Origin of the sequence: Lysinibacillus sp. FSL M8-0337 (genome assembly GCF_038593855.1) — a bacterium.
GTDB lineage: Bacteria > Bacillota > Bacilli > Bacillales_A > Planococcaceae > Lysinibacillus > Lysinibacillus sphaericus_D.
The window spans coordinates 1014679-1028709 of record NZ_CP151996.1 but is presented as its reverse complement, the minus strand read 5'-3'; the positions used below and the strand labels follow the sequence as shown (position 1 = coordinate 1028709).

The window sequence follows — 14031 nt, the reverse complement described above, 5'->3', positions numbered from 1 at the left end:
TTAAGATGACAAGCAAAAAGAAAAGGAGCTTGCAATACAAGCCCCTCACTTTTAAGTCATAATTATCGAATTTCTTTAATACGAGCAGCTTTACCACGTAGGTTACGTAGGTAGTAAAGTTTAGCACGACGTACTTTACCACGACGTACAACTTCTAAGTTAGCGATTTTTGGTGTGTGTACAGGGAATGTACGTTCAACACCTACACCGTAAGAAATTTTACGAACTGTGAAAGTTTCGCTAATACCGCCACCACGACGTTTGATAACTACACCTTCGTATACTTGGATACGTTCACGAGTACCCTCTACTACTTTCACGTGTACCTTAACAGTATCACCAGGACGGAAAGCTGGTAGATCAGTGCGAAGCTGAGCTTTAGTAATTTCTGTAATAATGTTTGACATTGTTTTCTCTCCTTAGACAGATGCTCTTGCACGCAATCTATGCCACAGCGGAACACCGTAATTCAGCACTTCACATAGAAGCACAGATTAGATGTTATCACATATATGGCATGCAAGCAAGCATCTTTATTGTTGTTTTTTAAGTTTTTCCAAATACAATTTTTGCTTGTCTGTTAATGGATAATGCTCGAGTAAATCAGGTCGACGCTCGAATGTTCTTTTTAACGATTGTTCCTCGCGCCATTGTTCGATTTTTGCGTGATTGCCTGATAATAATACTTCGGGTACTTGCATGCCTCGGAATTCAGCAGGACGCGTATAATGCGGATGTTCTAACAGACCCGTTGAAAAAGAATCTTGAATATGGGAATCTGCTTGTCCTAACACGCCCGGTAAAAGGCGTACGACACTATCTATAACCGTCATTGCGCCTAACTCACCACCTGTTAACACAAAATCACCAATCGATATTTCATCGGTAACGAGGTGCTGGCGAATGCGTTCATCATAGCCTTCGTAGTGACCACATAAGAACACTAATTCACTTTCTTGCGCTAGCTCTTCCGCTTTTTTTTGGGTGAAACGTTCACCCTGCGGACACATTAAGATAATACGTGGCTTTTTACCCGCTGTAATGGCCTCTACAGCACTAAACATCGGCTCTGGCTTTAACACCATCCCTGCACCGCCACCATACGGATAATCGTCTACCTGATTATGCTTGTTGCCAGAAAACGCACGAATATCTGATACTTCTAGCTTTACAGCCCCTTTTTCTTGAGCTTTTTTTAGTATCGATGCACCAAATACACCCGAAAACATATCAGGAAATAGGCTTAATACGTGAATATGCATCATAGTAAGCCTTCCATCACATGAATAACAATTTTCTTTTCTTCCACATCAATATTTTTGACGATGTCTTCAATGTATGGAATGTAATGCTCTTTTTTAGCACCCTTCACTACCCATACATCATTGGCACCTGTTTGCAAAATATCTTTGACTTCGCCAATTGTTGCACCTTCTTCAGATACAACCGTACAGCCTATAATTTCATGGAAGAAAAATTCATTTTCTTGCAATAAATCATCGGTCATTTGATCTTTCGTGATTTTGAGCATTCCTTCTTTGAACGGCTCGACAAAGTTGATATTATCCATACCTTCAAATGTTAATAAAATAAAGTTTTTATGGCGGCGTACGGATTGAATTGTTACCCACGTTGGCTTTTTATCGTCTTTTTTAAACGCTGCAAGCTTATTCCCGACCGCAAAGCGTTCTTCTTCAAAATCTGTCGTCGATAAGATACGTACTTCACCACGAATTCCGTGCGTGTTTACAATACGACCTACATTAAACCATTCCATTCATTTCACCTCTATACCGTTATATATCCGTACTATATAAAAAAAGGAAGGAACCAGCAAGCTCCCCCCTCTTCTATCCAGATTTTACGCTACACATTTACAGCTCCTTCGAATTCTAGCAACAACATAGTCGTTAAAATTGTTCAGTGCAAAATGGCGACAGGTTGCATAATTGCTACATTGTTACCTTATTGCGCGTAAACGAGCGTGAAAATCTTTTTATCAATCCAATATATCGACGTAAGTCTTTTTTTGATGGTGACTACCTGCCGCTGAATAAACAATTGTACGAATCGCTTTCGCTACTCGCCCTTGTTTGCCTATGACTTTCCCTCGATCCTCTGGATGAACAAAAAGTTTATAAACAATTCGATTTGCATTTTCGTCCGTCTCAATACGGACTTCTTCTGGATAATCGACTAACGGTAAAACGATTGCTTCAATCAGCTGCTTCAAAGACGTCTCCCCCGATTATTTACTGAATTTTTGGTTATGGAATTTTTCCATGATACCTTGTTCTGAGAACAAGTTACGTACTGTATCTGATGGTTTTGCACCGTCAGCTAACCATTTAAGAGCTTTCTCTTCATCAATGTTTACAGTAGCTGGTTGAGTTAGTGGGTTGTAAGTACCAACTGTTTCGATTGAACGACCGTCACGTGGTGAACGAGCGTCTGCAACTACGATACGATAGAAAGGAGATTTTTTAGCTCCCATACGTTTTAAGCGAATTTTAACTGCCATTTTAATAGCACCTCCGAATAAGTTTCACACAAGATAGTATATTATCAATGTTTATGTTGTTTGTAAAGTGTTTTTTCTTAACACCTATAAAATATTATTTAAACAATGAATCAAAGCCTGGTAATTTCATCTTTTTCTTGCCTTTACCTGTCGCCATACCTGTCATTTGCTTCATCATTTTTTTCATTTCATCAAATTGTTTTAACAAACGGTTGACCTCTTGAATAGACGTACCTGAACCTTTGGCAATGCGCTTTTTACGGCTACCGTTAATGATTTCAGGATTTGTCTTTTCAGCAGTTGTCATAGAGTAAATAATGGCTTCTACACGGCCCATTTGCTTATCGTCTACTTTGACATTGTCTAAGCCTTTAATTTTGCCTGCACCTGGTAGCATTTTTAATATTTCGTCGAGTGGACCCATTTTTTTCACTTGTTGTAATTGCTCAACAAAATCATCGAGTGTAAAGCTTTGCGTTTTGAACTTTTCTTCCAGTTCTTTCGCTTTTGCTTCATCGACGTTTGCCTGCGCCTTTTCAATTAGGGATAACACGTCACCCATGCCTAAAATACGAGATGCCATACGCTCCGGATGGAACGGTTCAAGCGCATCCATTTTTTCGCCCATACCGACAAATTTAATTGGTTTCTGTGTCACCGAACGAATGGATAATGCTGCACCACCGCGTGTATCGCCATCCAGTTTTGTTAAAACAACCCCTGTAATGCCGACAGCCTCATTAAAACTTTCTGCAACGTTTACAGCATCTTGCCCCGTCATGGCATCTACCACAAGGAAAACTTCATCAGGCTCTTTTAACGCACGGATATCCTTTAATTCTTGCATTAAATCTTCATCAATATGCAAGCGACCTGCTGTATCGATAATGACAACATCATGATGTTCTTCTTTCGCCAGTTCAATTGCCTGACGAGCAATTTCAACTGGTGATACATCTGTGCCTAAAGCAAAAACAGGTAAAGATAATTGCTTTCCTAATGTTTGTAATTGCTGAACCGCAGCAGGGCGGTAAACGTCCGCAGCCACTAGTAATGGTTTACGATTATATTTTTTACGTAAAACATTTGCTAATTTCCCAGTTGTTGTTGTTTTACCCGCACCTTGCAAACCGACCATCATAATGACAGTTGGTGGCTTTGTATTAAATTTAATCGGGCTTTGTTCGCCGCCCATCAGCTCCGTTAATTCGTCTTGAACGATTTTAATAACTTGTTGACCTGGTGTTAAGCTTTGCATAACATCTACACCAACAGCGCGTTCACTTACTTTTTTAACGAATTCCTTGACTACTTTTAAGTTAACATCCGCCTCGATTAAAGCAAATCGGACTTCACGCATCATTTCTTTAACGTCTTGTTCCGATACTTTACCCTTACCTTTAATCTTTTGGATCGTTCCTTGGAGTCGTTCCGCTAATCCTTCAAAAGCCACTGCTTTCGCCTCCTAATCCCATTCTTTCAACTGTTCAATAAGCGCCAACTGCTCCTCAACCGGCATACTTTTTTCTGTAATTCCAGCTGTAAGGCGCGCAAGCATTTGCGTACGTTGTTGAAATTTTTCCAGTAAACATAGTTTTTCTTCATATTCTTCAAGCATCGCTTCAGTTCGACGAATATTATCATAAACAGCTTGACGTGAAACTCCATATGATTCAGCGATTTCTCCAAGTGAGTGATCATCTAAATAATACAGTTCCATATAACTTCTTTGCTTATCTGTTAGTAATGCTTGATAAAAGTCGAAGAGAAAGTTCATGCGTGTTGTTTTTTCAAGTAGCATCGAGTTTCTCCCCCCGTTGTTAGTCATTTGTATCATAACGAAAATCGCCCGTCTGTGTCAAGGTAATCTCCTTGTCTAAAAGCATTCTATTAGCTGAATAACGCTATTTCACCATTCGCTAGTATTTCTCTTTTAAACAATGTGTTTCACCTTTTAACAGTCGAGCGACCATTCTTTCAACTACAATCTTTTACTCTTCGCTATTTTGCAGTTCTTTATCTAAGCCTTCAGCAAATAAGCCGTATACATAGCGTTCTGCATCAAATGGTTGTAAATCATCCATTTTCTCACCAAGACCTACAAATTTTACAGGAATGTGTAATTTATTTCGAATGGCAAGCACAATACCACCTTTTGCAGTACCATCGAGTTTCGTTAAAACAATACCTGTTACATTTGTTACTTCTTTAAATGTTTGTGCCTGCACAAGTGCATTTTGACCAGTCGTTGCATCTAGTGCTAATAATACCTCATGAGGAGCATTCGGTATTTCCCGTGAAATAACTCGGTGTACTTTTTCAAGCTCATTCATTAAGTTCACTTTGTTTTGTAAACGGCCCGCCGTATCGCAAATTAAGACGTCCGCTCTACGATTTTTCGCCGCACGTATTGCATCATACATAACAGCTGCTGGATCCGAACCTTCTGATTGCTTAATTACTTCACAACCAACACGGTCTCCCCAAACTTGTAATTGGTCAATTGCCCCTGCACGGAACGTATCTCCTGCAGCTAAGACAACTGTTTTTCCTTCTGATTTTAGACGATGTGCTAACTTACCAATTGTTGTTGTTTTCCCAACACCGTTTACACCTACGAATAAAATAACTGTTAACTCACCATTAGGCTGCATATTTAGTTCGATTAAATCTTCTTCCCCTTGCTCGTAAATTTCCACAAGTTTTTCAGAAATAATCGCTTGGATACCATTTGTATCTTTAATATTTTTGCGCTGTACTTCAAAGCGTAATTTATCCATTAACTCCATAACTGTTTCAAAGCCAACGTCTGCTTGTAATAATAGATCTTCTAGTTCTTCAAAGAAGTCTTCGTCTACTTTACGGTAACGTGCTACTAAATCATTCACCTTAGAAGTAAAGGAATTACGGGTTTTTTCAAGACCCGCTTTAAATTTTTGTGTAATAGACCAGGCTGAAGGTTTTTTTTCTTTTACAGGCTCCTCTACAATCGCAATTTCCTGCACTTCTTCCTGTTTTTCTTCTTCCACAACATTCGAAGCTTGTGAAACGATGAAGTCCTCACTTGCTGATGATTCTTCTACTTTTTCTTGCAGCTCTTCATGACTTGATTCCTGTTGAACTGGCTCTTCCGTCTCTTCAAGCTTTAATACGGTAGATGGCTCTTCGACTAAATTTTCTACTTTTTCTTCTGTTGGATTTCCAATTAGCTTATCTTTTAAACGTTTAAAAAAACTCATGCTTGTTCGCTCCTTTGCTCCGCAAGTACGGGTTCATCTTCTAATTTTACTGATACAAGTTTTGATACACCTGATTCCTGCATCGTAATACCATACAGTACGTCAGCTCCCTCCATTGTACCTTTACGGTGTGTAATAACAATGAATTGGGTATTGCGACTAAACTTTTTCAAGTATTCGCTGTATCGAACAACATTTGCCTCATCCAATGCCGCTTCTACTTCGTCGAGTATACAGAACGGCACAGGTCTTATATTTAAAATGGAGAATAGTAAAGCAATCGCAGTAAGTGCACGTTCACCACCAGAAAGTAAACTTAAATTTTGCAACTTTTTCCCTGGTGGTTGTGCAACAATTTCAATGCCTGTATCAAGCATATTGTCTGGATCTAGTAATACTAAATCTGCCTGACCGCCCCCAAACAATTCACGGAATACCCGTTTGAATTGCTCTCGAATGGCAAAAAAGGTTTCACTAAAACGAATTGTCATTTCTTCATCCATTTCTTTAATAGCTTCGTGTAAAGTATCCTGCGCTTCGAGTAAGTCCTCACGCTGCTCTGTTAAAAAAGAATGTCTTTCTTGAACACGCTCGAATTCCTCAATCGCACTTAAGTTTACAAGACCTAATTCTTCAATGGATTTTTTCAATAATTTGACGCGACGTCGCATATGCTCTTCGTCTTCAATGGTTAAAGCGACTTCCAATGCTTCTTCAAACGTTAGTTGATAGTTTTCTTCGAGCTGATTTTTAAAATTACTCATCTCAAATTCTACGCGATTGCGCTTTAATTCATTCGCACGTATTGCTTCAATGAAGCCTTTATGTATACGTTGCAATTCCTTTAGCTGCTCTTCTAACGTTGTTAATTCCTGTTGTTGTGCCGCTTTCTCTTCCTTTTTCTGGGTAATCGTAACTTGTAACGTTTCTCTTCTAGCTTTCCAAGTTGCGACTTGCTCCTCTACTTCTTCATCACTCAATAATTTTGTCGATTCATCAGATTGAAGCCAGATTATTTCCTGAGAAATATTGTCGACTTTTTGGCGAGCTTTGTTTAATTGTAGGGCAAGTTGTGCGGTCGCAATTTGTACTTGTGACATTTGCTCCTGCATTACCGCTAACTCTGAACGTTTTTCTGCCGTTTGTTCGCGCAGAACATCTTTTTCTGTTTCACTTTGTAGTTTAACTTTACCTAATTGCTCTACCGTCTCGTTAATCGCTACTAATTCTTCAGCAAGCGCTGCTAAACGTGCAGTAGCTACTTCCTTTTGAGCAAGCAGCGCTTCCTCACGTGTCTTCACATCTTGCGTTTCATTTGAAGCAAAGGACACTCTGGCGGATAGACTTTTTTCTACAACTTCTAATTCTCGAAGGCGACTTGCCTGTTGCATTTCATCTTTACGCAATTGTTCGCCCTCTAGTTTTAATTGTTCTACTTTGTCACGTAATGTAGCCAATGTCTCTTTTTCCGTTGCTACAGCCTGCTCTGCACTATAAATCGACGTTTCTAATGCTTCTAGTTTGGCAATAAGACCATCGAGCTCGGCTTTTCTTGTAAATAGGGAAGATTGCTGTTTCGCTGCACCACCCGTTAAAGAACCTCCAGCATTGACAATATCCCCTTCGAGCGTTACGACACGGTAACGGAAACCACATAATCTTGCAATTTGACTTGCCCCTTCTAAATTCGCTGCGACGATGACATTGCCAAGCAAATTTTCAACAATGGAACGATTGTCCTCATCGAACGTGACAAGGGCATCTGCCATTTGTACGAACGCTGGATGCTCCGTAGCAAGCTGAATGGCTGACGGATTGATTTTGCGTGATTTCATAACCGTTTTTGGTAAGAATGTTGCACGCCCTGCTCTTTTTTGCTTTAACCAACGGATAGCTTGTTGGGCGTTCTGTTCGTTCGTCGTCACAATATGTTGGGAGGCGGCACCTAAAGCCGTTTCTATCGCTTGTGAATATTTGCCATTAACCTGAATCAATTCAGCCACTGCGCCTTCAATGCCAACTAATTCACCTTTATCACGTGCCAACAATACTTCTTTAACACCATGGAAGAAGCCAGAGAAATCAGCTTCTAGCTCTGCTAATGTATCTTTTCTGGCTTTTAATTGTTGCTGGTGCTGATAAGCCTTATACAGCATTTCTTGCTTATCATTAAAAGAAAGATTCACTTTTTTAAACTGCATTTGCAATGCTTCATATTGTTCGAGCTTCTGTTGCAATGCAGTCGTTGTTGCCGTATGTAGGCCAACAAGTGTTTCTTTCTCCGCCACAACTTCAATCAACTCTTGACCAATCTCATCCGTTTGGTCAGTCATACGTGCTGCCATTGCTTTTTGTTGTGATAATTGTTGTTCGATATTTTTTAATTCATTTTTGACTGTAGCTTCTTCGTTTAATGAGTCGATATAGCGGTTTTTATGCTCTTCCATTTCCTGTTCAATTTCTGTAACTGAACGATTTAAGGATTGCTCTAATTGCTTAATGATTTGCTTGAGCTTTAAAACTTCTTGTTGTTTTTCTACAAACAATTGTTTTTTCTCAAGTTCTTGTGCAACTAATACCTCTACTTCATTTTGCGCTTCAAGTAATGATGTATTCAACTGCTGTAATTGGTTCGTGGCATTTTGGCGTTTTTCAGCCATTAAGGCTTTACGGCCATCCCAACGTTCCATTTCCATCGTTGCATCTACAAGCTCAGATTGGGCAGCATCCAATAAAACATCCAATTCTTTTAAATGTTTGCGAATACCCGTCGTTTGTGTTTCTAGCTCTTGAATATCCCTAGCTTGTTTTTGCTCTGTTTCAGATAGCTGCGCATACTCTGCTTTCAATGCATGCAAAGATTGTGCACAATTTTTCAAATCGTGCACAAGGATTGCAATATCAAAATCCTTTAGTTCCGTGGACATTTGTACATAGTCTCTTGCGCTAGAAGCTTGTATTTGCAAAGGCTCCAAACGGCTATCCAACTCATGTAAAATATCTAAAACACGGTAAAGGTTTTCATCTGTTTCTACTAGTTTATGCTCTGCTTTTTTCTTTCGTAGCTTGTATTTTAAAACACCAGCCGCCTCTTCAAATATTGAGCGGCGATCGTCCGGGCGGCTATTTAAAATTTCATCGACACGGCCTTGGGAAATAATTGAAAAAGCCTCTTTCCCAAGTCCCGAATCCATAAACAAGTCCGTAATATCCTTCAGGCGACACTGCTGGTTATTTAATAAATATTCACTATCACCTGAACGGTATACGCGTCTTGTTACGCTGACCTCTGTATACGAAAAAGCAAGCTGTTCATCAGTATTATCTAAAATTAATGTTACCTCTGCAAAGTTTAGTGGCTTTCGAGAGTCACTCCCAGCAAAAATAACATCTTCCATCTTTGCCCCACGTAACGACTTTGCCGATTGCTCCCCGAGTACCCAACGAATAGCATCAGTTACATTACTTTTCCCACTGCCATTAGGTCCAACAACAGCTGTAACACCTGGTACAAAGTCAATACCAATGCGCTCCGCAAAAGATTTAAAGCCAATCACTTCGAGTCGTTTTAGGAACATCTATTAAGCCTCCTCTTTAGCAGTATGCTCACGCATTGCGCGCATCGCACATTGTGCTGCTTGTTGCTCGGCTTCTTTTTTTGATTTTCCTCGACCAATACCAAGCTCTTGTCCATTTAATAACACGCTTGATACAAAGGTACGGTTATGCGCTGGGCCCTTTTCATCAATAATTTCATAATGAAGTAAACCGTTGTTTGTTTGCTGTACCATTTCTTGTAACTGGCTTTTAAAATCCATCACATGCGAAAAAGCACCGACTTCTACCTTTGGGAACACGATTCGTTCTAAAAATGTCACGACCGTTTGCAAATCCTGATCTAAATAAAGAGCACCTACAAATGATTCAAAAACATCTGCAAGTAGCGCTGGGCGTTCCCGTCCACCTGTTAATTCTTCACCTTTTCCAAGCAATACAAAGCGACCAAATCCTAATTCATTTGCAAAAATAACAAGGGATGGCTCACAAACGATTGATGCTCGTAATTTTGTTAATTCGCCCTCACTCATATGCGGGTATTTCTCAAAAAGGTATTTAGAAACAGACAGTTCAAGTACAGCGTCGCCTAAAAACTCGAGACGCTCATTATCCGTAAACAATTTACGGCGATGCTCATTCACATAAGATGAATGCGTGAATGCTTGATACAATAAATTTTTATTAATAAATGTGATGTTTAATTCATGCTGTAATAGCTCGAATTGATTGCGTACTTTTTCAGGAAGTACGCCTGATTTCTGCATAGTTCCTTTTCTTCTCATAGCCATTGAACAATCTGCCTTCCTAATAGTTTCTACCGTCTTAGTGTACCTTTTTCAAGGCATTTATGCAAAAGTATTTCGGCATAAATACAATGTTTTGGAAGTTTTTTCGTATTTTTTTAACAAAAATAAAAAAAGGTACGTCCATCGTTCGAAAAACGAACCATTTCGTACCTTTAAAATACATCAAAGCATATAAGCTTTTGCCATTATGCTTTGATGTAAGTCTACAATGGTATCAGATTTTGTATTATCAAAATCTGTGTCATCTACCAGAAAATTAGTTAATTTTACCTTCGATGTATGAAATAGCAGAACCAACTGTTGAAATTTTTTCAGCATCTTCATCAGAAATTTCCATATCGAATTCGTCTTCAAGCTCCATTACAAGCTCAACAACGTCTAATGAGTCTGCACCTAAATCATCACGGAAAGAAGCTTCTAGTGTAACTTCACTTTCCTCAACACCTAAACGGTCTACGATTACTTTTGTTACGCGCTCTAATACTGTAGTCAAAACGTTCACCTCCCCTCAAATGATTATACAAAAAATTAAAAATTATGCTATAGCATATTATTACATCACCATGCCGCCGTCAATATGTAGCGTTTGGCCTGTCATATAGTTTGCATCTTCAGAAGCTAAAAACGCAACTGCTTTCGCAATATCCTCAGGTTGCCCAAGTTTAGCGAGAGGAATTTGTGTCAGCATGCCTTGTTTTAAATCTTCTGGAAGCTGTTCAGTCATTTCAGTTTCAATAAATCCTGGTGCAATGGCATTCACTAAAATATTACGTGACGCAAGTTCTTTTGCCGTCGTTTTTGTTAAGCCAATAACGCCCGCTTTTGCCGCTACATAATTAGCTTGCCCTGCATTACCAGCAACACCAACGATAGAAGATATATTAATGATGCGCCCTGCACGCTGCTTCATCATTTGACGAGTGACTGCTTTTGTACAAAGGAACACACCTTTTAAGTTTGTATCGAGTACATCGTCCCATTCTTCTTCTTTCATGCGCATCAATAAATTATCGCGAGTAATTCCTGCATTATTTACTAAAATATCAAGCGCGCCAAATGTTTTGACTGCCGCATCCATTAATGCAGTAACTTCCTCTGTTTTTGAGACACTTGCTTGAACGGCAATCGCCTCGCCACCATTTGCTTGAATTGTCGCAACGACTTCCTCTGCTTTTGCCTGTGAGCCGCTATAGTTAACAACAACCTTTGCACCTTCATCCGCAAGCTTCAATGCAATCGCACGTCCAATTCCTCGTGAAGCACCTGTTACAACTGCAACTTTACCTTCTAATTTACGCATTGATTGACCACTCCTTCGACGCTTCTAATACTGCTTCTAATGACGCTTCATCATATACACAATACGTTGCCACTGAACGATCTATTTTCTTAACTAAGCCACTTAACACTTTACCAGGGCCACACTCGATAAATACATCCACGCCTTGTGCAATCATTTCGCGCACGGATGCTTCCCATTGTACAGCGCTATACACTTGTTCAACTAACTCTTGTTGAATAGCTGGTACATCTTGTAATTCATTCGCCTTCACGTTGCTAATTACCGGAATTTGTGGTTCAGATAAAGTAATTTCGGCTAGCGTAGCTTGTAATTGTTCTGAGGATGGTCGCATTAATTCTGAATGGAAAGGTCCACTTACTACTAACGGAATTGCACGTTTTGCACCCGCTTCTTTTGCAGCTACAGAGGCCTTATCAACGCCTTCCTTAGTACCAGAAATGACAATTTGTCCTGGACAGTTGACGTTTGCAACTTGAACTACATCACCTTCAGCTGTAACTTTAGCAGTAACTGCATGTAACGCCTCAAGCTCCATGCCAAGAATAGCTGCCATTGCACCTTGCCCTGCTGGTACAGCTTCGTTCATGTATAAACCACGTTTATGAACAACAGCTACAGCATCCTCAAACGATAGCACACCTGCGATGACTAATGCACCGTATTCTCCAAGAGAGTGACCAGCGGCATAATGTGGCGTAATGCCAGCAGCACGCAATTTTTCAGCAACCATAACACCTGTCGTTAATAATGCTGGTTGCGCATGGTATGTTAGTGTTAACTCTTCAGCAGGTCCCTCTAGCATTAATTTAGATAAGTCAAAACCAAGTGTTTTGTTAGCACTTTCGTAAAAAGCCTTGCTTTCTTGCGAATTGCTTATAAATTCTTGACCCATACCAACCGTCTGTGAGCCTTGGCCTGGAAAAATAAATGCAATTTTCGTCATGTCTTACTAATCCCCTTTGTTAATCAATTTCTAAGTGACGTACTGTATCAGTAATCGTTGATATCACTGTATGCTCAACCATTGTATTGGCTTGACGGATTGCACTAAAGATTGCTTTCGCATTGGATGATCCATGCGCTTTAATTACAGGTGCTTGTAAACCAAACAAACCTGCACCGCCATACTCTGTGTAGTCCATTTTATTTTTTAAGTCACGTAAATTATTTTTCATCAACATTGCTGAAATTTTCGTTTTGGTAGAAGACATAAATGCCTCTTTTAGCATTGTAAATAACGCACCCGCTGTTCCTTCTATTGACTTCAGTACCATATTGCCTGTAAATCCATCTGTCACAACAACGTCTGCTACCCCATCAAGTAAATCACGCGCCTCAACGTTGCCGATAAAATTCAAGTCTGCTTCTTTTAGTAAAGCAAAAGCGGCTTTCGTTAAATCATTGCCTTTTTTATCTTCAGTTCCGATATTTAAAAGACCAATACGTGGCTTTTGTAGACCGCCTACCTTTTTGGCGTATATATCACCCATAATCGCATATTGCAGTAAATGCTCTGGTCGTGCATCTGCATTCGCTCCTAAATCAAGCATTAAAAACCCTTTGCCATCAAGCGTCGGTAATGTCGTAGCTAGTGCAGGTCGTGCAATACCTTCAATACGTCCTACCTTAAACAAACCACCTGCCATTAATGCACCTGTATTTCCCGCCGAAAGACAAGCGTCTGCCTTCCCTTCTTCCACTGCATCCATCATACGTGCCATCGATGAATCTTTTTTACGTCGTACAGCACGTGCAGGGTCATCTGTGCCCTCGACCACTTCTTCACAATGAATAACCGTTAAACGGTCATGCATTTTCAAATAAGGATCAAGCTTTTCTTGCTGTCCATATAACTGAATTTCCAAATTAGGAATTTGTTCTAATGCTAATAATGCACCTTCCACTACTGACTTTGGCGCATTGTCGCCACCCATTCCATCAAGTGCTAATTTCATTCTTGTTCACCTTTACCTTTCGTGCGGTACATATCGAATTCACCAACCAAAACTGTTTCACCATTTACAGTAGATACTATTTCTACTTTTGTACGATGGCGTTCATCATCTCTTCCAACAACGACCGCCTTAGTAATAACACGATTTCCGGCTTTTACAGGTTTCACAAATGTAATATTGGAGTGCACTGTTAATGCAAGTTCATCATCAATTACCGCTACAGCTAATGAGTTTGCTTGTGCAAATAAATGATGTCCACGAGCAATGCCATTGCGTTGAAAAACGTGCTCATCTTTTACGTCAAAAATTGATAATGCACGATTGTCTAATTCTATATCAATAATTTCACCGATTACTTCGTCAATCGGTAACGATTTCACTTCATTTTCATAAGTTTTCGAAGCCACATCTTTAATTCGTTCACGCAATTCGGGAATTGCTAATTCCATACGATCCAATCGTATTGTTTGAACACTTACCTGAAACTCCGACGCGAGTTGTTCATCTGTGACGAATGGATTTTCCGCAATCGTTTCAGATAATAATCGCTGTCGCTCTTTTTTCGTTCGTCTCAACGTCATTCGCCACCTTTTGAGTTGTTATTAGCACTTGGTACTAATATCAGTATATAGAGTATAAAAAAAGAATG

Annotated in this window: 15 protein-coding genes; all 15 read right to left on the bottom strand. The window is 39.7% G+C overall.

Going from position 1 to position 14031, the window contains the following annotated elements:
* Positions 1 to 62 precede the first annotated feature (62 nt).
* A complete protein-coding gene (rplS, locus tag MKY08_RS04645; RefSeq protein WP_024362054.1) occupies positions 63 to 407 on the bottom strand; it encodes a 50S ribosomal protein L19 in 345 nt (114 codons plus the stop codon).
* A 126-nt stretch (positions 408 to 533) separates the two neighbouring features.
* A complete protein-coding gene (trmD, locus tag MKY08_RS04640) occupies positions 534 to 1262 on the bottom strand; it encodes a tRNA (guanosine(37)-N1)-methyltransferase TrmD (RefSeq protein WP_024362055.1) in 729 nt (242 codons plus the stop codon).
* Positions 1262 to 1777, bottom strand: coding sequence for a ribosome maturation factor RimM (rimM, locus tag MKY08_RS04635; protein ID WP_024362056.1), 516 nt, complete (start codon positions 1775 to 1777; stop codon positions 1262 to 1264). Before rimM ends, trmD begins: the two co-directional genes overlap by 1 nt.
* A 222-nt stretch (positions 1778 to 1999) precedes the next feature.
* On the bottom strand, positions 2000 to 2233 hold the full coding sequence (locus tag MKY08_RS04630) for a KH domain-containing protein (RefSeq protein WP_004269410.1): 234 nt from the start codon (positions 2231 to 2233) through the stop codon (positions 2000 to 2002).
* A 15-nt stretch (positions 2234 to 2248) separates the two neighbouring features.
* Positions 2249 to 2521 (bottom strand): 30S ribosomal protein S16, encoded by a 273-nt coding sequence (rpsP, locus tag MKY08_RS04625; protein ID WP_024362057.1) that lies wholly within the window; start codon positions 2519 to 2521, stop codon positions 2249 to 2251.
* Between the two features lie 94 nt (positions 2522 to 2615).
* Positions 2616 to 3974 carry a signal recognition particle protein gene (gene ffh / locus MKY08_RS04620; protein WP_069510152.1) on the bottom strand — a complete coding sequence of 453 codons (1359 nt, stop codon included), beginning with the start codon at positions 3972 to 3974 and terminating at the stop codon, positions 2616 to 2618.
* A gap of 12 nt (positions 3975 to 3986) precedes the next feature.
* A complete protein-coding gene (locus MKY08_RS04615) occupies positions 3987 to 4322 on the bottom strand; it encodes a putative DNA-binding protein (protein ID WP_024362059.1) in 336 nt (111 codons plus the stop codon).
* Positions 4323 to 4512: 190 nt separating this feature from the next.
* Positions 4513 to 5760, bottom strand: coding sequence for a signal recognition particle-docking protein FtsY (ftsY, locus tag MKY08_RS04610; protein ID WP_069510154.1), 1248 nt, complete (start codon positions 5758 to 5760; stop codon positions 4513 to 4515).
* Positions 5757 to 9338, bottom strand: a complete 3582-nt coding sequence (smc, locus tag MKY08_RS04605) for a chromosome segregation protein SMC (RefSeq protein WP_069510156.1) — start codon at positions 9336 to 9338, stop codon at positions 5757 to 5759. The genes ftsY and smc overlap by 4 nt, the downstream gene beginning before the upstream one ends.
* 3 nt (positions 9339 to 9341) lie before the next feature.
* Complete coding sequence (gene rnc, locus MKY08_RS04600) at positions 9342 to 10100, bottom strand: ribonuclease III (protein WP_172583037.1); 759 nt, start codon at positions 10098 to 10100, stop codon at positions 9342 to 9344.
* Positions 10101 to 10380: 280 nt separating this feature from the next.
* On the bottom strand, positions 10381 to 10617 hold the full coding sequence (gene acpP / locus MKY08_RS04595; RefSeq protein WP_024362063.1) for an acyl carrier protein: 237 nt from the start codon (positions 10615 to 10617) through the stop codon (positions 10381 to 10383).
* Between the two features lie 60 nt (positions 10618 to 10677).
* Positions 10678 to 11424 (bottom strand): 3-oxoacyl-[acyl-carrier-protein] reductase, encoded by a 747-nt coding sequence (fabG, locus tag MKY08_RS04590; protein ID WP_024362064.1) that lies wholly within the window; start codon positions 11422 to 11424, stop codon positions 10678 to 10680.
* Positions 11417 to 12370 carry an ACP S-malonyltransferase gene (gene fabD / locus MKY08_RS04585; RefSeq protein ID WP_069510158.1) on the bottom strand — a complete coding sequence of 318 codons (954 nt, stop codon included), beginning with the start codon at positions 12368 to 12370 and terminating at the stop codon, positions 11417 to 11419. The genes fabG and fabD overlap by 8 nt, the downstream gene beginning before the upstream one ends.
* 19 nt (positions 12371 to 12389) lie before the next feature.
* Positions 12390 to 13382 (bottom strand): phosphate acyltransferase PlsX, encoded by a 993-nt coding sequence (gene plsX, locus MKY08_RS04580; protein ID WP_069510161.1) that lies wholly within the window; start codon positions 13380 to 13382, stop codon positions 12390 to 12392.
* Positions 13379 to 13957 carry a transcription factor FapR gene (gene fapR, locus MKY08_RS04575; protein WP_024362067.1) on the bottom strand — a complete coding sequence of 193 codons (579 nt, stop codon included), beginning with the start codon at positions 13955 to 13957 and terminating at the stop codon, positions 13379 to 13381. The genes plsX and fapR overlap by 4 nt, the downstream gene beginning before the upstream one ends.
* Positions 13958 to 14031 lie beyond the last annotated feature (74 nt).

Coding starts and splice junctions, on each gene's coding strand:
- plsX (WP_069510161.1), bottom strand. CDS start 13,382: ATGAAATTAGCACTTGATGGAATGGGTGGCGACAATGCGCCAAAGTCA.
- smc (WP_069510156.1), bottom strand. CDS start 9,338: ATGTTCCTAAAACGACTCGAAGTGATTGGCTTTAAATCTTTTGCGGAG.
- fabD (WP_069510158.1), bottom strand. CDS start 12,370: ATGACGAAAATTGCATTTATTTTTCCAGGCCAAGGCTCACAGACGGTT.
- ftsY (WP_069510154.1), bottom strand. CDS start 5,760: ATGAGTTTTTTTAAACGTTTAAAAGATAAGCTAATTGGAAATCCAACA.
- rnc (WP_172583037.1), bottom strand. CDS start 10,100: ATGAGAAGAAAAGGAACTATGCAGAAATCAGGCGTACTTCCTGAAAAA.
- trmD (WP_024362055.1), bottom strand. CDS start 1,262: ATGCATATTCACGTATTAAGCCTATTTCCTGATATGTTTTCGGGTGTA.
- MKY08_RS04615 (WP_024362059.1), bottom strand. CDS start 4,322: ATGCTACTTGAAAAAACAACACGCATGAACTTTCTCTTCGACTTTTAT.
- rpsP (WP_024362057.1), bottom strand. CDS start 2,521: ATGGCAGTTAAAATTCGCTTAAAACGTATGGGAGCTAAAAAATCTCCT.
- fabG (WP_024362064.1), bottom strand. CDS start 11,424: ATGCGTAAATTAGAAGGTAAAGTTGCAGTTGTAACAGGTGCTTCACGA.
- rplS (WP_024362054.1), bottom strand. CDS start 407: ATGTCAAACATTATTACAGAAATTACTAAAGCTCAGCTTCGCACTGAT.
- rimM (WP_024362056.1), bottom strand. CDS start 1,777: ATGGAATGGTTTAATGTAGGTCGTATTGTAAACACGCACGGAATTCGT.